Source organism: Streptomyces sp. NPDC046465 (genome assembly GCF_040646035.1).
GTDB lineage: Bacteria > Actinomycetota > Actinomycetes > Streptomycetales > Streptomycetaceae > Streptomyces.
This window is the reverse complement of record NZ_JBEYZK010000001.1, coordinates 405,447-428,763: the sequence shown is the minus strand read 5'-3', so window position 1 is coordinate 428,763 and position 23,317 is coordinate 405,447. Positions and strand designations below refer to the sequence as shown.

Annotated in this window: 23 protein-coding genes; 7 read left to right on the top strand and 16 right to left on the bottom strand. The window is 72.8% G+C overall.

Annotated features, from left to right (window positions below; all coding sequences use genetic code 11):
* Positions 1-23: 23 nt before the first annotated feature.
* The 3 genes from ABZ953_RS01945 to ABZ953_RS01935 are packed head-to-tail and all read right to left on the bottom strand — an operon-like array spanning position 24 to position 3,132.
* A complete protein-coding gene (locus tag ABZ953_RS01945; RefSeq protein WP_361715661.1) occupies positions 24-860 on the bottom strand; it encodes a carbohydrate ABC transporter permease in 837 nt (278 codons plus the stop codon).
* A 29-nt stretch (positions 861-889) separates the two neighbouring features.
* Complete coding sequence (locus ABZ953_RS01940; RefSeq protein ID WP_361715658.1) at positions 890-1,828, bottom strand: sugar ABC transporter permease; 939 nt, start codon at positions 1,826-1,828, stop codon at positions 890-892.
* A 38-nt stretch (positions 1,829-1,866) separates the two neighbouring features.
* Complete coding sequence (locus tag ABZ953_RS01935; protein WP_361715052.1) at positions 1,867-3,132, bottom strand: sugar ABC transporter substrate-binding protein; 1,266 nt, start codon at positions 3,130-3,132, stop codon at positions 1,867-1,869.
* A gap of 251 nt (positions 3,133-3,383) precedes the next feature.
* Between ABZ953_RS01935 and ABZ953_RS01930 the strand changes: the two genes are divergently transcribed.
* Positions 3,384-3,956 carry a hypothetical protein gene (locus tag ABZ953_RS01930; protein ID WP_361715049.1) on the top strand — a complete coding sequence of 191 codons (573 nt, stop codon included), beginning with the start codon at positions 3,384-3,386 and terminating at the stop codon, positions 3,954-3,956.
* A 51-nt stretch (positions 3,957-4,007) separates the two neighbouring features.
* Entirely contained in the window at positions 4,008-4,511 is a 504-nt protein-coding gene (locus ABZ953_RS01925) for a group III truncated hemoglobin (protein ID WP_361715046.1), read from the top strand.
* A 54-nt stretch (positions 4,512-4,565) separates the two neighbouring features.
* Here the strand turns inward: ABZ953_RS01925 and ABZ953_RS01920 are convergent, their stop codons facing one another.
* From ABZ953_RS01920 to ABZ953_RS01895, 6 genes are all read right to left on the bottom strand, one after another.
* Complete coding sequence (locus ABZ953_RS01920; protein WP_361715043.1) at positions 4,566-5,492, bottom strand: oxidoreductase; 927 nt, start codon at positions 5,490-5,492, stop codon at positions 4,566-4,568.
* Positions 5,493-5,579: 87 nt separating this feature from the next.
* A complete protein-coding gene (locus ABZ953_RS01915; protein WP_361715040.1) occupies positions 5,580-6,356 on the bottom strand; it encodes an SDR family oxidoreductase in 777 nt (258 codons plus the stop codon).
* A 75-nt stretch (positions 6,357-6,431) separates the two neighbouring features.
* Positions 6,432-7,016 carry a helix-turn-helix domain-containing protein gene (locus tag ABZ953_RS01910; protein ID WP_361715037.1) on the bottom strand — a complete coding sequence of 195 codons (585 nt, stop codon included), beginning with the start codon at positions 7,014-7,016 and terminating at the stop codon, positions 6,432-6,434.
* 71 nt (positions 7,017-7,087) lie between these two features.
* Complete coding sequence (gene nirD, locus ABZ953_RS01905; protein WP_361715033.1) at positions 7,088-7,492, bottom strand: nitrite reductase small subunit NirD; 405 nt, start codon at positions 7,490-7,492, stop codon at positions 7,088-7,090.
* Complete coding sequence (gene nirB, locus ABZ953_RS01900; RefSeq protein ID WP_361715030.1) at positions 7,489-10,050, bottom strand: nitrite reductase large subunit NirB; 2,562 nt, start codon at positions 10,048-10,050, stop codon at positions 7,489-7,491. Before nirB ends, nirD begins: the two co-directional genes overlap by 4 nt.
* Before the next feature lies 1 nt (position 10,051).
* A complete protein-coding gene (locus ABZ953_RS01895; RefSeq protein WP_361715027.1) occupies positions 10,052-11,383 on the bottom strand; it encodes an FAD-dependent oxidoreductase in 1,332 nt (443 codons plus the stop codon).
* 271 nt (positions 11,384-11,654) lie between these two features.
* On the opposite strand from ABZ953_RS01895, the gene ABZ953_RS01890 reads away from it, so the two are divergent.
* The 3 genes from ABZ953_RS01890 to ABZ953_RS01880 all read left to right on the top strand — a co-directional run bounded on the left by ABZ953_RS01890 (position 11,655) and on the right by ABZ953_RS01880 (position 14,317).
* Complete coding sequence (locus ABZ953_RS01890) at positions 11,655-13,169, top strand: ferric reductase-like transmembrane domain-containing protein (RefSeq protein ID WP_361715024.1); 1,515 nt, start codon at positions 11,655-11,657, stop codon at positions 13,167-13,169.
* A gap of 82 nt (positions 13,170-13,251) precedes the next feature.
* Complete coding sequence (locus ABZ953_RS01885) at positions 13,252-13,443, top strand: hypothetical protein (RefSeq protein ID WP_361715021.1); 192 nt, start codon at positions 13,252-13,254, stop codon at positions 13,441-13,443.
* Positions 13,444-13,534: 91 nt separating this feature from the next.
* Positions 13,535-14,317 (top strand): TSUP family transporter, encoded by a 783-nt coding sequence (locus tag ABZ953_RS01880; RefSeq protein ID WP_361715018.1) that lies wholly within the window; start codon positions 13,535-13,537, stop codon positions 14,315-14,317.
* A 52-nt stretch (positions 14,318-14,369) separates the two neighbouring features.
* Here the strand turns inward: ABZ953_RS01880 and ABZ953_RS01875 are convergent, their stop codons facing one another.
* The 6 genes from ABZ953_RS01875 to ABZ953_RS01850 form a co-directional block, all read right to left on the bottom strand.
* A complete protein-coding gene (locus tag ABZ953_RS01875) occupies positions 14,370-15,086 on the bottom strand; it encodes a class F sortase (RefSeq protein WP_361715015.1) in 717 nt (238 codons plus the stop codon).
* 118 nt (positions 15,087-15,204) lie between these two features.
* A complete protein-coding gene (locus ABZ953_RS01870; protein WP_361715012.1) occupies positions 15,205-15,774 on the bottom strand; it encodes a hypothetical protein in 570 nt (189 codons plus the stop codon).
* Positions 15,775-16,078: 304 nt separating this feature from the next.
* Complete coding sequence (locus ABZ953_RS01865; RefSeq protein ID WP_361715009.1) at positions 16,079-16,876, bottom strand: aminotransferase class IV; 798 nt, start codon at positions 16,874-16,876, stop codon at positions 16,079-16,081.
* A gap of 23 nt (positions 16,877-16,899) precedes the next feature.
* Positions 16,900-17,445: a redox-sensitive transcriptional activator SoxR gene (gene soxR, locus ABZ953_RS01860; RefSeq protein ID WP_361715006.1), complete on the bottom strand. Its 546-nt coding sequence runs from the start codon at positions 17,443-17,445 to the stop codon at positions 16,900-16,902.
* Positions 17,446-17,597: 152 nt separating this feature from the next.
* The gene (locus tag ABZ953_RS01855; RefSeq protein ID WP_361715003.1) at positions 17,598-18,902 is read right to left on the bottom strand and encodes a HAMP domain-containing sensor histidine kinase; all 1,305 of its coding nucleotides are present in this window, start codon (positions 18,900-18,902) and stop codon (positions 17,598-17,600) included.
* The gene (locus ABZ953_RS01850) at positions 18,902-19,687 is read right to left on the bottom strand and encodes a hypothetical protein (protein WP_361715000.1); all 786 of its coding nucleotides are present in this window, start codon (positions 19,685-19,687) and stop codon (positions 18,902-18,904) included. Before ABZ953_RS01850 ends, ABZ953_RS01855 begins: the two co-directional genes overlap by 1 nt.
* Before the next feature lie 360 nt (positions 19,688-20,047).
* On the opposite strand from ABZ953_RS01850, the gene ABZ953_RS01845 reads away from it, so the two are divergent.
* A complete protein-coding gene (locus ABZ953_RS01845; protein ID WP_361714997.1) occupies positions 20,048-20,506 on the top strand; it encodes a gamma-glutamylcyclotransferase family protein in 459 nt (152 codons plus the stop codon).
* Between the two features lie 263 nt (positions 20,507-20,769).
* Positions 20,770-21,060 carry a DUF6355 family natural product biosynthesis protein gene (locus ABZ953_RS01840; RefSeq protein ID WP_361714994.1) on the top strand — a complete coding sequence of 97 codons (291 nt, stop codon included), beginning with the start codon at positions 20,770-20,772 and terminating at the stop codon, positions 21,058-21,060.
* A gap of 63 nt (positions 21,061-21,123) precedes the next feature.
* Here the strand turns inward: ABZ953_RS01840 and ABZ953_RS01835 are convergent, their stop codons facing one another.
* Positions 21,124-23,151: a molybdopterin oxidoreductase family protein gene (locus ABZ953_RS01835; protein ID WP_361715655.1), complete on the bottom strand. Its 2,028-nt coding sequence runs from the start codon at positions 23,149-23,151 to the stop codon at positions 21,124-21,126.
* Positions 23,152-23,317: the final 166 nt, after the last annotated feature.

Sequence of the window (23,317 nt, the reverse complement as noted above, 5' to 3'; positions counted from 1 at the left end):
CCCCGTTCGGCCTCCGGTCAGCCTCAGTCGTCGATCCCCGACCGCTCCACCCCCGCCACGATCCACCGCTGGAAGAACAGGAAGACCACAAGCAGCGGCACGATCGACACCGCCGCCGCGACGAACAGCTCGTGCAGGCGGATGACTTGGGACGTGGTGAACGTGGCGAGCGCCACCTGGACCGTCCACGCGTCGCGGTCCTGCCCGATCACCAGGGGCCAGAGGAAGGAGTTCCAGGCGCCGATGAAGACGATCGTGCCGACGGCGGCGAAGACGGGGCGGGAGTTCGGCACCACGACCCGCCAGTACGTGCGCCAGTAGCCGAGGCCGTCCACCCGCGCCGCGTCCTCCAACTCCCGTGGAAAGCCCAGGAAGTACTGGCGGAAGATGAAGCAGGCGAAGGCGGAGAACAGGGTGGGGACGATCAGGCCCCGCAAGGTGGAGACCCAGCCGAGCGAGGAGACCAGCACGAAGCTCGGTACGAAGGTGACGGCGGCCGGGACCATCATCGTGCCGAGGATCGCGTAGAAGACCTGGTTCGCGTACCGGTAGGGGATGCGGGCCAGGCCGTACCCGGCGAGCGAGGCGAGGACGAGCGTGCCGAGCGTCGTCGCGACCGCGATCAGCGTCGAGTTGAACAGGGCGCGCGCCATCGGCACCGTCGGGTCGTCGAACAGTTCGGAGAGGTTCGACCAGTGCAGCGTGGAGGGGAAGAACGTCCAGTCGGGCGAGGTGATGTCGTCCTCGGACGCGAGGCCGTTGCGGACGAGGAGGTAGAAGGGGATCAGGAAGAGCAGCGCGAGGGCGATCAGGAGGACGACGCGCAGCGCGCGGCCCACGCGGACGAGAGCGTCCTCCAGCGGCCTTTTCACCGGTGTGGTCACGGTCCTCAGTCCTCCTTCCTGCCGAGGCCGAACCAGCGGGCCTGGCCGATCGTCACCACCGCGATGATCAGCGCGAGGATCACCGCGCCCGCGCTGCCGAAGCCAAGGTTCTGCTCCTGGCCGAGCGCCGTGTAGTAGAGGTAGACGAGCGGTGGCCGGGCGTAGGGCGGATACCCCTGGGAGTCCGAGAGCAGGTTGTAGAACTCGTCGAAGGCCTGGAAGGCGTTGATGACGAGGAGCAGCGTCACGGCGACCGAGGTGGCCCGCAGCTGCGGGAGCGTGATGTGGCGCAGCACCTGCCAGCCCGGCCGCGCCCCGTCCACTGCTGCCGCCTCGTAGAGCGTGGGGGAGATCCGCTGCAGCCCGGCCAGGAAGAGGATCATGTAGAAGCCCGCCTGGAGCCAGAGCCGCACGGTGACGATGACCAGCCAGTACCAGGGCGGATCGGTGGTCGAGAGCCAGGCCGTCTGGTCGGCGCCGAACCAGCCGAGGACGGTGTTGGCGAGCCCGAACCGCACCCCGTTGAAGATCGACAGCTTCCAGATCAGCGCCGCCACGACGTAACTGCACGCAGCGGGAAGGAAGAAGACCGACCGGAAGAACGCCTGCGCGCGGCGCACGCGGTTCACCATCAGGGCGAGGGCGAGCGACAGGACGAAGGTCGTCGGAACGATGAAGGCGGAGAACACCGCGAAGGTCACGAGGCTGTCGGTGAACGCGTCGTTCCGCAGGATCGACGTGTAGTTGTCGAAGCCGATGAAGTCGGTCGGCGAGACCGTGTTGTGGGCGTCGAAGAAGCTGAGGTACACGCTCCAGGCGAGCGGCACGTACGTGAAGAGGACCAGGCCGAGCGCGAAGGGGCCGACGAAGACCCAGAACCAGAGGGTGCGGTTCTGGGTTCCGAGGAGGCGGTTTCGGAGGGGGGAGCGGGGGGCCTTCGCCACGACTCGCTCCCGGGTGTCCGGCGCCGACTGCTGCCCGCTCACGACTTCTTCTTGGCGCGGTCCAGCTCCACCCGCACCTTGCGCACGACGGACTTGAGCTCGCTCTCGGGGTTCGCGCCGGACTTGATGATCCGGCTCAGCGCGTCCTGGTAGGCGGTGCGGCTCGCCGGTGTCCACAGCAGCGGCTCGGCATAGCCGTACTCCGTGGAGTAGCGCACGGCGTCCGCCGCCGGGCCCTCCTTCAGCTTGGCGGCCTTCTTCGCGAGGGAGAGTCTGGCGGGGATGTGGAAGCCGTACGACAGCGCGAAGTCCTCCTGGTACTCCGTCCGGTCGATCCACAGCCACTTCAGGAAGTCCTTCGCCTCCTTCTTGTGGCCGCTGCGGGCGCTCACCGCCGCGCCGTACGAACCCACGGGGAGCGCGGGCCTGCCGCCCGCGCCGTCGGCGGGCAGCGCCAGCACGCCGAAGTCGTCGCCCAGCTCCTTCTTCACGGCGGGCAGCGCCCACAGCCCGCACCACTGCATGGCGGTCAGCTCCTGCACGAACGCGGACGGATCCGACCAGTCGGCGGGCGCGCCGAGCAGCAGCGACTTGTCGGCGTACAGCTGGTGCAGTTTGCCGAGGGTGCGGGCGGCCGCCGGATCGTCGAAGCCGACCTCGCCGCCCTCGGTGACGGAGGAGAGGCCCGCCGCGTACAGGGGCGTGATGCCGAGGGCGCCCGCCCCGCCGTCGTTGCCGAGAAAGAGGCCTTTCACGTCCTTCGTGGTGAGCGCCTTCGCCGCGTCGACCAGCTCGTCCAGGCTGCGCGGCGGCCGCACGCCCGCCTCGTCGAGCAGACTCTTGCGGTAGTAGAGCAGGTGCATGTCGACGACCTGCGGGATCGACCAGATCTTCCCGTCGTACGTCTTGGGAGCGAGCACCGCCGGGTTGAAGTCGTCCTTCACGCCGTCGAACAGGTCGGTGAGGTCGACGACCTGGCCGCCCCGGATCTGGTCCAGGGACGGGCCGTTGACCTCGAAGACGTCGGGCCCGGAGTCCGTGAGCAGGGACGCCGCGGTCTGCTCGTCGTAGTTGCCGGGCCGCCACTGGACGCTGACGTCCGCCTTCTTGTACGCGGCGGCGTACCGCTTCACCGCCTGCTCGGTGCCCGGCTCGCCGTACTGGTGGTACCACTGCGCGAGCCGCGGTCCCTTGCCGCCCGAACCGCCGCCGTCGCGGCCGGTGTTGGACCCGCACGCGGTGAGCAGCCCGAGTGCCGCGCCCGTCGTGCCCGTCCCGAGCAGTGTCCTGCGGCTGATGGTCATGCTGGTCGTCCCCCTGCGTGGTGTCGGACTGCGTCGGCCTGCGTGGTGTCGGAACGTCGGTGGCATGGCGTTGTGTGCCCGGCTCAACGATCAACCATGCAGAGGGATTACGACAGGGGTGTTGCGGCCGAGTGTCGACCCGGCGGAACCGGCGACAGAACCGTCAGCGCGTCGTCAAGGAGAGCCCAACATGTGTATGCACCACGTCAAGGATGACGACGCGGTCCCGCAGACCTTCTACGGTGCCGCACATGGGACACAACAGGACGAGGCAGGGCGACGCGCGAGCCGTGGCGGGGTCGCCCTACGGGCGGGGGACTCCGTACGGGACCGTCTCGGACCGCGGCTGGGGCGCCGGTGTGCGGTCCGCCGTCTTCTGCGCCTGCGCGCTCTTCGGGCTCGTCCTCCTCATCGACCGGGCCGACGACACGCTCACGCCCGCCCGCACCGGCCTGTGGGCCGGGCTCTCCGCGCTGCTCTACCTGGTGCTGCACCCCGTACGGGTCACCGCGGGGCCCGGCTGGCTCGCGGTACGGGGGCTCGGGCGCCGCAGGCACGTCTGCACCTGCCTGCTGACCGCCGTGCGGCGCAGCGAAGGCGTCGCCGCCCGCCTGGTCCTGTGCGACTCGCTCGGCAACCGCGTCGAGCTCGACCCGCAGATCCTCGTGGACAACCCGCTGCTCCTGCACCGCCTCGACACCGGCGCCCGCACCGCGCGGCAGAACGGGCTGCTGCGGACCGGCTGCGCCGAGCTGCGGCGGCTGGCCACCCGCGCCGACGACGCGACGGCACGGGCCGTCTTCGAGGCCTCGGACCTGCGCTGAGCGGGACCTTCGGCCCTGGGAGAGGCCGGGCACGGGGCGGACCGTGGAGGCATGGACGCCCCGCACATCCCGTGTTCCCCCGCCGCCGCACCCCTCGCCCGTGTCACAGTCGTACGTGTGGACATCGCCTCCCGCGCCGACCTCGACGTGCTCCTGCGCCGGTTCTACACGGCCGCCTTCGCCGACCCGCTGATCGGCCCCTTCTTCACGGAGATCGCCGGTACGGACCTCGACGCCCATCTGCCGCGCATCGCCGACTTCTGGGAGCGGGCGCTCTTCCGCACCGCCGACTACCGCCGCGACGCCTTCGCCCCGCACGCCGCCCTGCACGCCGCGCGCCCGCTCACCGCCGCGCACTTCGGCCGCTGGGTGCAGCTGTGGCAGGCCGCCGTCGACGGCCTGCACCGCGGGCCGAACGCGGACCGCGCCAAGGCGCAGGGGGAGCGGATCGCGGTCGCCATGCTGCGGCGCCTCGAAGGCAGGGACGCCTCGACCGAGGGCGAAGGGCCTGGCTTCATGCCGTTGGCGGCGCTGCGGCTGCGCAGGGCCGCGTGAGGCGGACGGCGCACAGGCGGGGTTCAGGGACAGGCGCCGTTCAGGGGCAGGTGCTCAGCCCTTGAGGGCGTCGTACCGTACGCCCGTCAGGTCTTCCGACGCCGCCCAGAGCCGTTCGCCCGCCACGTCGTTCCGCGTCCACTTCGCCCGCCAGGACGGCGCGGGCGCCCCGCGGAGTCCGAGGATGCCGGGGCCGGTGAACCAGTCGGGCCGCACGCCGGGCGCCGTCGCCGCGTACAGCGTGGGCAGCGCGCCGGCCTCGGCGGACTGCGCGACGATCCGGTTGCCGAGCTCCACGATGCGTTCGGCGACCCTGCGGTTCTCCATCCGGGGTCCCGCGGTCTGTAGGTTGGTCGAGGCGTAGCCGGGGTGGGCGGCGGCCGCGACGGTGTCGGCGCCGGTGGCGGCGAGGCGGCGCGCCAGCTCGTGGATGAAGAGGAGGTTGGCCGTCTTGGAGCGGCCGTAGGCGATCCAGCGCCGGTAGCGCCGCTCGCTGTTGAGGTCGCCGATGTCGATGTTGCCGAGCGCGTGCAGGCCGGACGAGACACTGATGACCCGCGCTCCGGGGGTCTCCAGGAGGCGCGGGAGCAGCAGTCCCGTGAGGGCGAAGTGCCCGAGGTGGTTGACGCCGAACTGCGTCTCGAACCCGTCCGCGGTGCGGTGGAAGGGGAGCGCCATCACGCCCGCGTTGTTGATCAGCAGGTCCAGGCGGGTGTCCTCGTGCGCCGCCGCGAACTTCCTTACGGATGCCAGGTCTCCGAGATCGAGCCGGGCGAACTCGGCGTGCGCGCCCGGCACTTCGGTGAGCAGATGGGCCACCGCCGCGCTCCCGCGTTCCTCGCTGCGGCAGGCCAGGATGGTGCGGGCGCCGCGGCGGGCCAGTTCACGTGCGGTGACGTAGCCGATGCCGCTGTTGGCGCCGGTGATCACGGCCGTACGGCCGCTCTGGTCGGGGATGTCGCTCGTGGTCCACGCGGCCATGGCAAGGCTCCCTCTCCGTCGATTTCTTACTCAACAGTAAGTCGGAGGGGGAGCCTACGGCAGGGGGCCCTGCCGGGCGGGGGCCCCTCAGGCCGCGGCGCCGCCGTCGACCACCAGGTCCGCGCCGACCACCGAGCCGGATTCGTCGGACGCCAGGTACAGCACGGCCGCGGCGATCTCCCCGGTCGTCGACACGCGGCCCAGCGGCGTCGACTCCTTCATGCGGGCCGCCCGCTCGGCCTCGGTCTCGCCGGGGCGGAACGACATGGTGGTGTCGGAGGAGCCGGGGCTGACGGTGTTGATGCGGACGCCGTCCCGGATGTGCTCGGCGGCGGCCGCGCGGCTCAGCGCGGAGACGGCGGCCTTGGTCGCCCCGTACGCCGCGAGGCCCTGGACGCTGGAGTGCGCGCCCAGCGTGGAGCCGATGTTGACGACGGCCCCGCCCGCGGGCTGCGTGCGCATCTGCCGGACCTCGGCCTGCAGGGCGAGCAGTACGCCGGTGACGTTGATGTCGAGCATCAGGCGCCAGTCCTCCTCGGGCAGGTCGGCGACCGGCTGACCGGCGCGCAGGACGCCCGCGTTGTTCACGGCCACGTCCAGGGAGCCGAAGCGGTCGACGGTCGCGGCGACGAGAGCGGCCAGGTCGGCGGAGCGGGAGACGTCGGCGGCGACGGCGAGGGCGGTGCCGCCCGCGCCCTCGATGAGGTCCACCGTCTCCTTGAGGGGGCCCTCGGTGCGCCCGGCGACGACGACGTTCGCGCCCTCGGCGGCGAAGGCGAGCGCTATGGCCCTGCCGAGGCCGGAGCCGCCGCCGGTGACGAGGGCGGTGCGGCCGGTGAAGCGGGTGCGCGGTGCTGCGGTCATGACGGTGCTCTTTTCTTGAACGATCGGTTCAGTATCAGGGCATGGAAAGGGAGCGGCCGGGGGGTGGGTGGTGGCTCAGTCGAGCAGGGTCAGCGCCTGCTCCGTCGCGTCCCGGGTGCGCGCCGGGTCCTTCGAGGCCTTGCCGATCACGCGTAGCCCCTGCATCAGGGTCAGGAGCAGACGCGCGAGCGCCAGGGGGTCGCGGTCCTCCGGGAGCTCGCCCTGTGCCTGCGCGCGGACGAGCGCGGAGTGCAGCAGCGTCTCCATGTGCTCCCAGCTGCGCTCGACGCAGCGGGCGGCCGACGCGTCGTGCGGGCCCAGTTCGGCCGCGGTGTTGGTGATGAAACAGCCGTTCAGGCGCCCTTCGGTCGAGGAGGACTCGGCTCCGAACCGGCGCACCACCGCGCGGACGGCGGGCAGCGCAGGGCCCGGCTGCGAGAGCTCGGCGAGCAGGCGCGGGTCCTGGAGCGCGGCGTACCGCTCCAGCGCCTTCAGGTACAGCTCGTGCTTGTTGCCGAAGGTCGCGTAGATGCTGGCGCGCCCGATGCCGAGCGCCTCGACGAGGTCCGCCATCGACGTCGCCTCGTAGCCGCGCCGCCAGAACAGCTCAAGGGCCGACTGTAGCGCGGCGTCCGGATCGAATTCCTTGGTCCTGGCCACGAGGAAGACGCTACGTGATTCTGGAACGATCGGTCAAGCAAAACTCCGGTGTGCCCGGTCAGGCAACCCGGTCAGGCAACCCGGACCGGGTGCACCGTGACCGACACCTCCTCGTCGTCCAGGCACCGCCCCGTCTCCAGGTCGAACCGCTGCTTCAGGAGCGGCGAGGCGACGAACGGCCGACCCCGTTCCGTTCCGAGCAGCCCGCGGGAGAGCACCGAGGCGCCCGTGAACGGGTCGCGGTTGTCGATCGCGTACGCACGGCCCTCGCGGTCGAGGAAGAGCGCCGCCTGGCGGCCGTCGGGCAGCAGGGCCGCGAGGCCCCGGCCCGGCATCAGCTGCGTACGGTCGCAGATCGCGAACCAGTCGTCGTCCAGACGCAGTTGGACGTGGGCGGCGTGGGCGGCGTGGGCGGCGTGCGAGGCGTGGGCGGGGTGCGAGGCGTGTGAAGCGGTCGAGGCGGTCGAGTCGCTCATCGTGCGGCTCCTTCCAGGGGGCGGGGGCTGATGGACAGCAGGGGGAGGTCCGGCTTGATCTGGTCACGCTCCGGAACGAAGCCGACCGTGGGGTCGGGCACGCCCGGGGCGTTCACGAAGGAGACGAAGCGCGCGAGCCGCTCCGGGTCGTCCAGGGTCTCGGCCCACTCGTCGCGATAGTGCGTGACGTGCGCGGCCATCAGTGACTCCAGCTCGTCGCAGATGCCCAGCGAGTCGTGGACGACGACGTCCCGCACGTGGTCGAGGCCGCCGTCGATCCGGTCGAGCCAGGCCGCGGTGCGCTCAAGGCGGTCGGCGGTGCGGATGTAGAACATCAGGAACCGGTCGATGAGGCGCACCAGTCCGGCGTCGTCGAGGTCCTGCGCGAGCAGGTCGGCGTGGCGCGGGGTGGCGCCGCCGTTGCCGCCGACGTACAGGTTCCAGCCGCTCGCCGTGGCGATGACGCCGAAGTCCTTGGACTGGGCCTCGGCGCACTCGCGGGCACAGCCGGAGACCGCCGACTTCAGCTTGTGCGGGGCGCGCAGGCCCCGGTAGCGCAGCTCCAAATCGATGGCCATCCGCACGGAGTCCTGCACGCCGTAGCGGCACCAGGTCTGCCCGACGCAGGACTTCACGGTGCGCAGCGCCTTGCCGTACGCGTGGCCCGACTCGAAGCCCGCGTCCACCAGGCGCGTCCAGATGACCGGCAGTTGCTCGACGCGCGCGCCGAACATATCGATGCGCTGCCCGCCGGTGATCTTCGTGTAGAGCCCGAAGTCCCGCGCCACCTCACCGATGACGATCAGCTTCTCCGGTGTGATCTCGCCGCCGGGGATGCGGGGCACCACCGAATAGGAGCCGTTTTTCTGGAGGTTGGCGAGGAAGTGGTCGTTGGTGTCTTGCAGTGCGGCCTGTTCGCCGTCGAGGACGTAGCCCCCGGCGCCGATGGTCGGCGCGAGCGACGCGATGATCGAGCCGACCGCGGGCTTGCACTCGTCACAGCCCTCGCCGCCGCGCGCCTCCTCGCGGCCGTGTCCGTCGAGGAGTTCGCGGAAGGAGGTGACGCGCAGGGCGCGCACGATCTCGTACAGCTCCTGGCGGGTCTGCGCGAAGCAGCCGCACAGCCCGTCGTCGCCGCTCTTCGGCAGCAGCTGACCGATCACCTTAAGGCAACTGCCGCAGCCCGTACCGGCTTTGGTGCACTTCTTCACCTCGGGCAGCGAGGAGCAGGCGCAGATCTGGTCCTTGGTGACGTTGTGGCAGTTGCAGATCACGGCGGAGCCGGGCAGCGCCTCCGGGCCGAGCACGACGGGGGCGCCCGTGCCCGCGGGCAGCACCAACTGCTCGGCGGGGATGGGCGGTACGGACCCGGTGAGCGGGCGCAGCAGCCCGTAGGCGTCCGCGTCGCCGACGAGGATTCCGCCGAGCAGCTCGCCGCCCGGCGCCATCACCAGCTTCTTGTACGTGCCCGAGCGCGAGTCGGTGTAGACGACGTCGAGGCAGCCCTCCGCCGTGCCGTGCGCGTCGCCGAACGACGCCACGTCGACACCGAGCAGCTTCAGCTTGGTGGAGGGGTCGGCGCCGGTGAAGCTCGCCTCCTGGGAGGCGATGGTGGCGGCCGCCGTCTGTGCCATCTCGTATCCCGGCGCGACCAGGCCGTAGACGCGGCCGTCCGCCGCCAGCGCGCACTCGCCGATCGCGTACACGTGCGGGTCGCTGGTACGGCACTGCTCGTCGACCGTGATGCCGCCGCGCTCGCCGACCGTCAGGCCGTGCTCGCGGGCGAGCTGGTCACGCGGCCGCACACCGGCGGAGAACACCACGATGTCCGTGGCGAGTTCACTCCCGTCGGACAGCTTCATGCCCGTCACGGCGCCGTCCTCACCGGTCACGATCTCCTGCGTGCCGGTACCGGTGTGCACGGTCAGGCCCATGCCGGTGATGGTCCGGAACAGCGCGGCGCCGCCGCCCTCGTCGACCTGCACCGGCATCAGGCGCGGCGCGAACTCCACGACGTGCGTGGCGAGTCCGAGCCCCTTCAGGGCGCCCGCCGCCTCCAGGCCGAGCAGCCCGCCCCCGACGACCGCGCCGGTCGTGGCGTGCCGCTTCGCATACTCCTCGATGGCGAGCAGGTCCTCGATGGTGCGGTAGACGAAGCAGCCCGCCGCGTCCTTGCCGGGCACCGGCGGCACGAAGGGGTAGGAGCCGGTGGCGAGCACGAGCGCGTCGTACGCGAACACGGCGCCCGAGCGTGCCGTGACCGTCCTGGCCTCGCGGTCGAAGCTCTGCGCCGCGTCGCCGACGTACAGCTCGATGCCGTGCTCGTCGAGGAACTCCCGGTCGGTGAGCGAGAGTTCGTCGGGCGTGCGGCCCGAGAAGTACGAGGTGAGCTGCACGCGGTCGTAGGCGGGGCGCGGCTCCTCGCACAGCACCACGATCCGGTGGCTCGCCGTGAGGCCCTGCTCGGCGGCGGCTTCGAGGAACCGCTGGCCGACCATGCCGTGTCCGACGAGTACGAGGGTCGGGCGGGGGTTCGTGGTCTGGGTGGGCGTCGGCATGTCAGCGGCCTCCGATGGGGGTCTCCCCGGCTCGAACGAGGTCGCGAGCGTGGGGATCGGTGAGCAGGTGGAGCAGCGGGCTGTCGTCGTCGGGCAGCGGGTCGTCGGCCTCCCAGGCGCGGGCGAGGGCCCCGACCGCCCCGAGCTCGCCGAGCAGGACGCCGCCGACCAGCCGGCCCCCGCGGACGACGACCTTGCGGTAGGTGCCGCGGGTGGCGTCGGTGAGCTGGACGACGTCGTCGTCGGGGCGCGGCTCCGGGTCCCCGAAGGCCGCGAGGTCCAGCGGCCTCGGGCCCGGCAGGGTGAGACGGGTGAGGGTGCGGGTGCCGGTATAGGGGCGCGGGGAGGCCCCGGCGGGTCCCTGGCCGGGTTCCTCACCGGATTCCTGGCCGAGTTCCTGGCCCAGGGCCGCGGCGAGGGCGTCCGCCTGTTCCACGGCGGGCGTCGCCAGGCCGTAGACCCGGCCGTCGTGCTCCGCGCAGTCGCCGACGGCCCGGATGTGCGGATCGGACGTCCGCAGCAGGTCGTCCACGACGATCCCGTGGCGTACGTCGAGGCCCGCGGCCTGCGCGAGACCGGTGCGGGGGCGCACGCCGCAGGCGAGGACGGTCAGATCGGTGTCGAGGAGGTAGCCGTCGGCGAGCTCGACGCGGCGCACGGCGCCGTCGACGACGCGTACCCCGCGTACCCGGCACTCGGTGTGCACCTCAACGCCGAGATCCGTGAGGTGCCGGTGCACCAGCCGCGACGACATCGGGTCGAGCTGGCGCTCCATCAGGCGCTCGGCCTGCTGGGTCAGGACGACCTGGGCGCCCCGCCGGGCGAGGGCGCGGGCCGCGGAGACCCCGAGCAGACCACCGCCGATGACGACGACGCGGACGCCCGGCGACACGGCCGCGGACAGCGCGAGACAGTCGTCCATGGTGCGGAAGGCGTGCACACCGCCCGGGAGGTCACCCTCGGCGTGCGTGAACAGGCCGCGCAGCGGCGGGAGTACGGGGTTCGAGCCCGTCGCGAGGACGAGCGTGCCGTACGGGACGACGCTGCCGTCCGCGCAGTGCACCCGGCGCCCGGCGCGGTCGACGCGGACCACGCGGGTACGGAGCACCGTCCCCGGCACGCTCGGCAGCGCGATCACGTCCGGCCCGTACCGGCCCGCGAGGACCTCGGCGAGCAGCACGCGGTTGTACGGGGCGTGCTCCTCCTCGCCGATCAGTACGGTGCCCGCACCGAGCCGCTGCGCCACCCGCGCACCGGCAAGGCCCGCGCCGATCACCACCACACCGTCGGCCGGTGCGGTGCCGACGGGTAGCGGCTGCGCTGATGAGGTCATGTACAGGAGCCTGCGGTGCCGGTGTTACCCGTCAGGATCGGACCTGTTTCCCCGGGGGAACGCTGCCCTCAGCGGGGGTGGGGGCGAGCTGTGAGGACCGGTCGCCCGACCCGGTTGCCCACCCCCCTTGCACAACCCCTCTTGCGTAACCCCTCTTGCCCAACCCCCGTTGCTTAACCCCCGTTGAGGCGATCCTCAAGGCCGCCTTAAAGATCGCGGGAACGCCGCTGACCAGGAACTTCCGGCACTTCCCTGCGCCTAGTGTGCGGCCGTGACCACCGAGGCAGCCGACCCCCGACTCGACGCGTACCCCGCACTGGCCGCGTACCTCCACCAGACGCGCCCCGCGCCGCCACCGCCGAACACCCCGCCGCTGACCACCCAACCTCCGGCCACCCAACCTCCGGCCACCCAACCTCCGGCCACCCAACCTCCGGCCACCCAACCTCCGGCCACCCGGCCGCCGACCGTTGTTCCCCCGGCCCGCCTCTCGCCCCGCGCCCTGCGCACCGGCGTCCTCGGGGGCGGCCTCGCCGTCACCGTGCTGTGGGCCGTGCAGATGGAGCCGTCCGCACGGCTCGACGTGCTGTTCGCCACCGGGGCGCACCTCACGGGGCTGCTCGCCGGGTACGGGATCCTCGTCATGCTCTTCCTGATGGCCCGCGTCCCCGCCGTCGAGCACGGCGTCGGCGCCGACCTCCTGGCGCGGCGGCACGCCCTCGGCGGCCGGTACGTACTGAGCCTGTGCGCCGCCCACGCCCTCCTCGCCCTCTGCGGCTACGCCGCCCACGCCGGCACCGACCTCCTGCACACCACCCTCGACCTGCTCGGCTACCCCGGCCTCGCCGCCGCCACCGCGGGCACCGCCCTGCTCGCCGTCGTCGGCGCCACCTCCGCCCGCGCCCTGCGCCGCCGCATCCCGCACGAGACCTGGCGCGCCGTACACCTGCTCACCTATCTCGGCGCCGCCCTCGCCTTCGCCCACCAGCTCGCGGGGCCGGACGTCGCGGGCAGCGGCCTCACCCTGTGGTTCTGGTCGCTGCCGCACGCCACCGTCGCCGTCCTGCTCGGCTGGTACCGCCTCGTCGTCCCCGTACGGCAGGCGCTGCGCCACAGCCTGCGCGTCGTCGAGGTACGCGGAGAGGGGCCAGGCGTCGTCTCCGTCGTCGTGCAGGGCATCGGCGTCGACGGGCTGCGCGCCGAACCCGGCCAGTTCTTCCGGTGGCGCTTCCTGCAGCGCAGGCTCTGGCACACCGCGCTGCCCTTCTCCCTCTCCGCGCCGGTCCGCGACGACACGCTGCGCATCACCGTCAAGGCGGCAGGTGACCACACCCGCCGGATGCGGCGCCTGCGGCCCGGCACGCGTGTCCTGGCCACCGGCCCCTTCGGCGCGCTCACCGCGCACCGGCGCACGCGGCGCAAGGTGGTGCTCCTCGCGGGCGGCGTCGGCATCACCCCGATGCGGGCCCTGTTCGAGACGCTGCCCGGCGGGCCCGGCGACATCACCCTGCTCTACCGGGCGGCGAGCGCCGAGCAACTCGTCCTGCGCGAGGAGCTGGAGGCCATCGCGGCGCGCCGACAGGCCGGGCTGCACTTCCTGCTCGGCCGTTCCGACGCCGCGTTCGACCCGCTCGCGCCGCAGGCCCTGCGCAATCTGATCCCCGACCTCGCCGAGCACGACGTCTACCTCTGCGGCCCGCCCGGCATGTCCGCGGCGGCCACGGTGGCGCTCGTGCGCGCGGGCGTCCCCGAGGAACGCGTCCACGCGGAGTGCTTCACCTTCTGAACCCTCTGCCCCCGGCGCGCTCCCGCGCGCGCCCACCCCCACCTCCGCCCCTCCGAGCCCGAGAAAGCTGGTCACCCGGTCCATGGGACGCCACCGCAAACCCGCCGCCCCCGCCCCGGGCCCCACCCTCCAGGCCCGCCGCAGGCTCGCCGCGGGCCTCGCGGGCGCGAGCGCGCTCGTCGCCACGGCGCTCGCCCTCGCCGTCGACCCGGCGGCGCCCCCGGCCCCCGACCGCCCTCCGGCGGGCGTACCCGCGCCGCAGGCCGCGCCCTGATCGGTCCCTGATCGGGCCGTGACCTCAGAAGACGCTCAACTCTCCACGATTTCGTGGACGGCGCGATCTTCCCGAACCTAAGGTCGCGATCATGCCTGACATATCCCTGACCACGGTCGTCGTCCTCTGTCTCGCCGCCCTCGCGGCGGGCTGGATCGACGCGGTGGTCGGCGGCGGCGGTCTGCTGCTGCTCCCCGCGCTGCTGCTCGGCCTGCCCGGCGGCACCCCGGCCGCGCACGCCCTCGGCACGAACAAGGCCGTCGCGATCGTCGGGACGACGGGCGCCGCCGTGACGTACGTCAGGAAGACCCCCGTCGACGTGCCGACCGCGGTACGGATCGGCCTCGCCGCGCTCGCCGGTTCGATGGGCGGCGCCTTCTTCGCGGCGGGCATGAGCACCGAGGTGCTGAAGCCCGTGATCATGGTGGTGCTGCTCGCCGTCGCCGCCTTCGTGATCCTCAAGCCCGCCTTCGGCACCGCGCCCGCCACGGGGCCCGCGTCCCCGAAGCGGATCCTCGCCGCGATCGGCCTCGCGGGCCTCGGCATCGGCTTCTACGACGGCCTCATCGGGCCCGGCACCGGCACCTTCCTCGTGCTCGCCCTGACCGCCGTGCTCCACCTCGACCTCGTCTCCGCCTCCGCCACCGCGAAGATCGTCAACTGCTGCACCAACGCGGGCGCCCTCGCGATGTTCGCCTGGCAGGGCGCGGTCCTGTGGCAGCTGGCCGGGCTCATGGCCGTCTTCAACCTCGCGGGCGGCATGTTCGGCGCGCGCACGGCGCTGAAGAAGGGCAGCGGCTTCGTCCGGGTCGTCCTGCTGACCACGGTCCTGGCGCTCGTGGTGAAGATGGCGTACGAGCAGTGGCTGGCGTGAGGCACGTGCGTCGGCATCGGCGGGGGAGGGCTCGGCGTGCTCCGGAGGCCGCTCAGCGCACCGAGGTGAGGTGCGCGAAGACCACCACGTTGCCCTGATACCCGGTCTGCTTCGAGTACTTCCCGCCGCAGGTGATGACCCGCAGCTCCGGCCGGGACGCGGCGCCGTACACCTTCTCGTCGGGGAAGTCCGCGGCGTCGTACACCTCGTTCGCGTCGACGGTGAACACGGCCACGCTGCCGTCCCTGCGCTCGACCTCGATCGTGCGGCCCTTGCGCAGCGCGCCCAGCTCGTAGAAGACGGCGGGGCCCTCCTTGTTGTCGACGTGCCCGGCCACGATGGCGGTGCCGCGCTCGCCGGGCGTGGTGCCCGCCTCGTACCAGCCCGCCAGGTTCTTCCGGTCCAGGGGCGGCACGTCGAGGCTGCCCTGCCGGGTCAGGCCGAGCCCCATCAGGGGCGTGTCGACGCCGATCGCGGGGATCCGCACGCGGTCGGGCGGGGACGGCGGGAGGGGGGCGGTGCCGAGGTCGCGGGCGGGCGAGGGGTGGTGGCGGACGCCGGGTCCGGCCGACGCGGCCTGGTCGGCGGAGGGCTGCGGCGGCGGGTGCGACGCGGCGCCGTTGCTCAGCAGCCACGCCCCGGCGCACAGCGCCACGGCGGTGACGGTGCCTATGACGGCGTTGCCGGTCCTCCTGCGGGCGCGGGTCCCCGTACGGGATCGCGTACGGGTTCCCGTACGGGACTGGGGTGCACGGTGTGCACGGCGCATACGGCGTCCCCCTCGGGGTCGGACGGGCCGGTCCCTCGTCCCCCTCCCGGCCCGAGAGGGGACACGGGCCGGGAGGGAGCAAGGGGTGGCGGTACCGGTGGACAGCGGAGGGTGTCCGTCAGATCCTGTCGCCTCTCGCCCGGCGGTGCAGGAGCCAGGTACCGCCCGCGGCGGCGACGGCCAGGGCCGCCACTCCCGCCGCGGTCTGCACGGGGTCGGGGCCGAGTGCGCCGCCGACCCCCGTCTTCACATGTCCCCTCGGATGTCGCTGCGGCAGTTCACCGGCGGCCGCCGTGGAGGTGATGGTGACCATGAGATCGCCCGCGACCTGCTTGTCCTTGGCTCCGGAGCCGCCGGACCCGGAGCACTTCGCGACGATCTCGTACGTGCCGGGCTGCGCGGACGGCGGCACCTCGAACCGGCCGGCCGTGGCCTCGCCGCTCTCCGCGTGCGCGCCGGGCGCCAGCGTGAACCGGCCCGCGCCCACCGCGCTCGCGTCGCCCGTCGCGGTCCCGCCGGGGCCGCAGGCGGTCGTGTGCACGGTGACGGGGGAACCGGGGGTGACGGTGGCGGGCTGGATCTGCAGGTCCCCGGCGGGCGGGCCGGGGGCGGCGGAGGCGGCGGGGAGGGCCAGGGCGCCCACCGCCACGGCGAGAGCGGTACCGGTCAGCAGGCGGGACTTGCGCATGTGCTCGTTCCTCCGAGGGCCTTCGCGCGAGCACGGCCCGCGGCACCCCCAAGTGCCGCTGCGTCGGTCGAACCCCGCTCTACCGAGGTAAGTGCCACTCGGCGCCGCACGCCTCCTGATGAGGCTTCAGAAAGGCCGTGATCGGGGCCTTCCTGACGCCGTGAAGAGTGCGTTCCAGCAGGTCACCGGCGTATGAGGAGTGAGTGTTCGAAGGGTGCGCACGGCGCCGGTGAATGGGTGACCCCGTCCGCCGGACGAGCCCCGCCGGAGCTCGGCCGGAGCCCCACCGGAGCTCTGCCGGAGCTCAGACCGTGTCCCAAGGGACCGTCTCGTAGGCCCCGGCCACCGTCGCCATCAGCCGCTCGTCGATCCCGTACGCGACGTCGTCGATCCGCCGCACGGGCCGGATCCCCCAGGCGTTGGTGACGAAGGCCGCCGCGTACGAGGGCAGGTCGGCGAGGGTGACCGGGGCGTGCCGGGTCGGCAGGCCGACGGCGGGCAGGGCCGCCTCGACCAGCTGCATCGTGATGCCGTGCAGCTGCGGTGCGTCCGGCCACACCACCTCCCGGCCGTCGAAGAAGGCGATGTTCGTGACGGCGCCCTCGCTGACCGCGCCGTCCGGGCCGGTGAGCAGCGCCTCGTCGAACCCCGCGCGCCGCGCCAGATCGGCGTGGCGGGCCTGCCCGAAGCCGCCCAGGTGCTTGATGTGGGCGAAGGGCCGCTGGTACGGCACCGACCGCAGCGACTGGGCGCGGCCCTCCATCGTGGCGGCCAGCTCCATGGGCGGCCGCACGGTGACCATGAGGGACGGCTCCCCTTCGGGGGCGTGGACGTAGACCCGTACGGACGCCTCCGTGATGTCGTCGCGCAGGATGTGCCGTACCAGGCCCCGCACGTGGTCCCCGTCGAGCGCGTGCCCGAAGAGCTCCCGAGTGGCCGCGTCGAGCCGGGCCAGATGACGGTCGAGGCCACGCACCTTGCCGCCTCTTACCTGCATCGCGGTGAAGTGACCCGTCTGGACGAGGGCGGGCCACAGCAGGGCCTCGGCGGTGGCGGGACTGCCGTCGATCTCGATGCGCTCGATCAGTGCGGAGATTGTCATGCGGACATTGTCATGCGGCCACGCTACGAGACGTCTTCTTCCTGTTTCTCCGGGGCTTTCTCAGCGTCCTTCTCCGGGGCGGATCCGCAGCTTCCCGTGCTGCACGGGATCTGCTGCTCCACCAGACGGCGCGGACCCGGGCCGCGCGCCCCCAGCGCGTCCCACGTGTTGGACAGCGAGCATCTGGAGAGCGAGAGGCAGCCGCAGCCGATGCAGTCCGTGAGGTTGTCGCGCAGCCGCTGCAAGGTGCGTATGCGGGTGTCGAGGTCCTCGCGCCAGCACGCGGAGATCCTGGCCCAGTCCGCGCGGTTCGGCGTGCGGTCCTCGGGGAGCAGGGCGAGCACCTCGCGGATCACGGCCAGCGGCATGCCGAGCTGCTGCGAGGTGCGGATGAAGGCGACGCGACGCAAGGTGTCGCGGCGGTAGCGGCGCTGATTGCCCGCGGTGCGGCGGGAGTTGACGAGCCCTTCGCTTTCGTAGAACCGCAGGGCGGAGGGAGCGACTCCGCTGCGCTCGGCGAGCTCGCCGATGGTGATTTCCTTGGCTTGTGGGGCGAGGCGGGGAGTCATGCCGCCAGCGTAGTCACCGCCGTCACCGCCAACGCCGACCTGAACCAGGATTCAACCCGCCCAACTCCCGTACGGTACGGCCCGGTCAGGGGCCCGGTGGGGCGTCAGGCCGGAGGTCCGGTGGGACGAGGGGCGACAGGTCGGGCGTCCGGTCACGCCTTCGGCAGCTGCACCACCGCCACCGCCCCGCCGTCCCCCGCGTTGGCGAGCTCCACCCGGGCGCCGATCACTTGAGCCTGGCCGAGTGCGATGGTCAGGCCCAGACCGGTGCCCTGGCCGCGCGCGCCGGTCTGGAAGCGCTGGGGGCCGTCCGCGAGCAGGTGCTCGGGGAACCCGGGCCCGTGGTCGCGGACCGTGACCTCCGCACCGTCGACCCGCACCTCGACCGGTGCGCCGCCGTGCCTGTGGGCGTTGGCGACAAGGTTGGTGAGGATCCGCTCAAGACGCCGCGCGTCGGTCCGTACGAACGTCTCGCCGACGGTGCCCACCGGCGCGCACGCGGCGTCCGCCTTCTCCGCGATGTCCGTGACGAGTTGCCCCAACGGGTGCACCGACAGGTCCGGCTTCTCCACCTCCGCGTCGAGGCGGGCCACTTCGAGCAGGTCCTCGGTGAGGGTGCGCAGAGCGCAGACGCGGTCGCGGACGAGCTCGGTCGGACGGCTCGACGGCAGCAGCTCGGCCGCCGTGTGCAGCCCGGTCAACGGGGTGCGCAGCTCGTGCGCGACATCCGCGGTGAAGCGCTGCTCGGCCTCCAGGCGCTGCTGCAGGGAGGCGGCCATCGTGTCGACGGCGGTGGCCAGCTCGGCGACCTCGTTCCTGCCGTGCTGCCCGCGGGACGGGCGCGGGTGGTCGATACGGGCGTCGAGGTCGCCCTGGCTGATGCGGCGCGCGATGGCCGCCGCGGTGCGCAGTTCGCGGCTGAGCCTGCTGGACAGGCCCGCGCCGCCGAGCGCGGCGAGGCCGACGACGACGGCGCCCGAGACGATCACCTTACGGTCGAACTCGGCCATCTCGTCGGCCTGTTCACGCAGGGACTCACGGACGGACAGGACGTGCCGCGGATGGTCGCCGACCGGCCGGGCCGCCCAGACGCACGGATCGTCCGACGCCATGTCGAGGTAGGTGGTGCGCTGCCCGGCAAGCGCCGCCTCCCGCAACGGCGCGGGCAGCCGGGGATCGTCGAGGACGGCGTCCGTGCCGTCGTCCTGGTCCTGGTCGACCTGGCCCGACAGCTCGTACAGCTGGCGGATGCGGACGAGTTGCGCCACGGCCCCGGACCGGGCGCTCGTGGTGACCTGGTCGAGCCGGGCATGGTGGACGAGCAGGCCGATGGCCACGGCGACCACGGCGCAGCCCGCGGCGAGCAGCGCGGCGATCTTCCAGCGCAGCCCGAGGCTGTTGAGCACGGCACGGACGCGGGCCAGGGCTCCGTGCCCGGCCTCGGCGCCGCGCGGCATCAAGGGCCTCCGTGGGAGGGGTGGGAGGGGTGCGGGGAGACGGGCGACGCGGGGGGCTGTCCCGTCGCCTCGGAGGGCTCGGACGAGGCGGTATCGGTGGCGGTATCAGTGGAGGTGGAGGTGGAGGTGGAGGTCGGCTGGGGCGGCCTCTTGTAGTTCTTGATGTCGCTGACCGTGGACATCCGTGCGCCGTCCCAGTGGAAGCGCACGGCCTGCTCGCCGCCCTCCGAACACGGCGTGCGCACCAGCAGGTCGGGGCCGATCGTCTCCACGCCGAGGTTCCTGCCGGAGGTGAACAGGATCGGATAGACCTTGCCGTCGTGCTCGGTGTAGACGGCCAGGAGGGACCGGCCGCTCTCCGTGTCGGCGGCCACGAGCATCTCGGGCTTCTTGTCGCCGGTCAGGTCGACGAACATCGGCGGCCGCAGACCGGCCTGTCCTGGCCGGTCGATCATGCCGCGTCCTGCCAGCGGCTTCGTGCGCGGGTCGGCCCGCAGGATCGCGTGGACGTCCAGCGAGGCCAGCCCTTTTGAACCGACCTTCGGCAGGCCCTTCAGCGGCCGCGGCGGCGGCTGCTTGGTGGAGGCCTCGGCGCCGGGCGCCTGCGGGGACGAGCCCGCCCAGGCGGGCCAGACCGCCTCGGGGTGGGGCTGCACGGATACGGACGGCGCGCTCTCGCCCGGCCCGAGACCGGTCGGCCCCGCGCATCCGGTCAGCGCGAGGGCCGCCAGGGCGGCGATGGGGGCGGCGCCCAGGAGGACCGGGCGGCGGAGAATCGGCTTCATGGAGTGGCTGACCGTCACGTGGGTGGGGTGGGGCGTGGGGGCGCTGGTGGTGGCCGGTCCTGGGACTGCAACGGGGATTCGGCAGAGGGACCGGCCACCGCTCTCGAAGGTAGGAACCCTCCATCACGGAAAACGGGAGGTTGTGTAACAACTGCGCCAAACCGCGACAAAAGCCCAGCATTCGGGACCTTCGGCATGGGCGCACGCCTCTGGGGCCGCTGTGTCCGAGGCCGCGGGCCGCGGGGCGCGGTGTACGTGCTCGGCGCATGCGGGCTTGGTGTGCGTGCGGGTGCGTGCGGGCTTGGTGTGCGTGCGGGTGCCCCCGCCGGTGCACCCGCTCGGCCCATGCACAATCGGCGTATGGACGACCGACGACGCGGGTACGAACGCGGCGCGGCCCCGCTGCCGTTCTTCGTGTACGGCACGCTGCGACCGGGCGGGCACAACCACGCCGCGTACCTGCACGGCCGGACCGCGGCGGAGGAACCGGCCGCGCTCCCGGGCGCGGTCCTTTACGACGGCCCCGGCTACCCGTACGCCGTCGACGCCCCCGGCGCGGGCCCGGTGCGCGGAGAACTGGTGACGGCCCTGCCCGCCGCCTACGACCGGCTCCTCATCGCCCTTGACCTTCTGGAGGAGTACGTCCCCGGCGACCCGCGCAGCCTGTACGAGCGGATCGAGCGCGACGTGGTCCGCCCGGACGGGACGGCGGTGCGCGCCTGGGTGTACCTCGCGGCCCCGCGTCTCGCGGCCGGACTGCGGTCCTCGGGAACGGTCATCGGGGGAGGGGACTGGGCGTCACACCGGCTCGGGAGATGACTCCCGCCCCACCGGCTCGGGAGATGACTCCCGCCCCACCGGCTCGGGAGATGACTCCCGCCCCACCGGCCGACGGCCGCCCCAGAAGTGCGGATCCGCAGCTCAAACACCTACGCACTCGATCTGATGATCCGAACCACTCGTGCGGGCGACTTCACGCGACTACCGGCACTACCGACAGTGAGCAACGCAAAGCTCTCCGTGTGCACCCGTCGGTGCGCGAGGCGGTGCGTGAGCACCCTGTCCCATGGAGGAGTCGCCCTATGCGAGTTCGCCGTTCCCTGCCGGCCCTCATCGGCGCCCTGACCCTCGGCTTCGGCATGTCCCTGGCGTCCTCGGCCGCCGCCGAGTCGGCGGCCGTCAAGGACCCCTGCGGATTCTTCGAGACCGCCAGCGACGCGTATTACAACCACTGCACGAGCGACGGTTCGCACATCGTGATCGAGATCGACGACTGGGGCCCCAACAGCGAGCAGTGCGTGGGCCCGGGCGTGACCTGGATCGGCTCGGCCTCGGGTGTGGACGGCGCCTGGTACACCGGCCGCCTCTGCTGATCTCCACCCCCTTCGCCCGACCGGCGGGCCCGGCCACCCGGCCCGGGCCCGCCGCCCCCGCGCCTACACCCGCTCCAGTCGCACCGCGCACACCTTGAACTCCGGCATGCGCGACACGGGGTCCAGCGCCGGATGCGTCAGGGTGTTGGCGCGGCCCTCGCCCGGCCAGTGGAACGGCATGAAGACGGTGTCGGCGCGGATCGCCGACGTGACCCTCGCCGGAGCCACGGCGCGGCCCCGCCGCGAGACGACGGCGACCGGATCGTCCTCCCCGACCCCCAGACGCGCGGCGAGCCGCGGATGCAGCTCCACGAAGGGCCCCGGAGCCGCCGAGTTGAGCTCGTCGACGCGACGCGTCTGGGCCCCGGACTGGTACTGCGCGAGCACCCGCCCCGTGGTCAGCAGTACGGGATACTCCGCGTCCGGCTCCTCCGCCGCGGCCCGGTGCACCACGGGCACGAACCGAGCCCGCCCGTCCTCCGTGGCGAACCGGTCCAGGAACAGGCGCGGCGTGCCTTCGGCCGCCGGTCCGGCGGGGCACGGCCAGAACACCCCCTCCCCGTCGTTCTCCCGCAGCCGTTCGTAGCTGATCCCCGAATAATCCGCGGGGCCGCCCGCGCTCGCCCGGCGCAACTCCTCGAAGACCTCCTCCGGTTCAGTGGGAAAACCCGTCCCGTGACCGAGCCGTGCCGCGATCCCGTGCAGCACATCAAGGTCGCTGCGCACCCCCACCGGCGCGGACACGGCCCGTCGCCGCAGCAGCACCCGCCCCTCCAGGTTCGTCACCGTCCCCGTCTCCTCGGCCCACTGCGTCACCGGCAGCACCACGTCCGCCAGTTGAGCCGTCTCGGACAGCACCACGTCCGCCACCGCGAGAAAGTCCAACGACCGCAGCCGCTCCTCCACATGCGCGGCCCGCGGCGCCGATACCACCGGGTTGGAGCCCATCAGGAGCAGCGTCTTGATGTCCCCGCCCAGCGCGTCGAGCAGCTCGTACGCCGACCTGCCGGGGCCCGGCAGCGAGTCGGGGTCCACGCCCCACACGCCCGCGACGTGCGCCCGCGCCGCCGGATCGGTCAGCTTGCGGTACCCGGGCAACTGGTCGGCCTTCTGGCCGTGTTCGCGCCCTCCCTGGCCGTTGCCCTGACCCGTCAGGCAGCCGTAGCCGGACAACGGCCGCCCCGCGCGCCCCGTGGCGAGGCACAGGTTGATCCACGCCCCCACGGTGTCCGTCCCCTTGGCCTGCTGCTCGGGCCCGCGCGCGGTGAGCACCATCGCGTCGTCGACGTCGCAGAAGAGACGTACCGCCTCGCGCAGTTGGGGCACGGCCACGCCGGTGATCCGCTCGACGTGCTCGGGCCAGTGCGCCATCGCCGCCGCTCGCGCCTCCTCCCATCCGCTCGTCCGCTCCTCGATGTACGCGTCGTCCGTCCGGCCCTCCGCCACGACCAGGTGCAGCAGACCGAGTGCCAGGGCGAGGTCCGTACCGGGCCGGGGGGCCAGGTGCAGGTCGGCCTGTTCGGCGGTGCGGGTCCTGCGGGGGTCGATGACGATCAGCGTGCCGCCGTTCGCCCGCAGCTCCGTGAGGTAGCGCAGGGCGGGCGGCATCGTCTCGGCGAGGTTCGACCCGACGAGGATCACGCACCCGGTGCGCGGGATGTCCTCCAGCGGGAACGGCAGCCCCCGGTCAAGGCCGAACGCCCGCTGCCCGGCGGCCGCGGCCGACGACATGCAGAACCGCCCGTTGTAGTCGATCTGCGACGTGCCGAGCGCCACCCTCGCGAACTTGCCCAGCGCGTACGCCTTCTCGTTGGTCAGGCCGCCCCCGCCGAACACACCGCACGCGTCCGCGCCGTGCTCCTTACGGGTACGGGACAGTTCCTCGGCTATCCGGTCCAGTGCCTCCTCCCAGGTGGCCGGTGTGAGTGTGCCGGTGGCGCGGGACCGGACGAGTGGCTCCGTCAGACGCACCCGCGAGGAGAGCACCGCGGGCGCCGTGCGGCCCTTGCCGCACAGGGCTCCCCTGTTGACGGGGAACCCGGCACGCTCCACGACCTCCACGCCGCCGCCGGGGGGCGTCGTCAGGCCCATCCCGCACTGCAGCGCGCAGTACGGGCAGTGGGTCGCCGTCACCTCGGCCGGGGCTGCGGAGGCCGGGGCTGTGGAGGCCGGGGCCGCGGCCGAGGGGGGCGTCGGTGTCGCCGGTGTTACCGAGGAGTGCATGTCGTCCAGGGTCCGCCGGGCTTGTTACGTGCTT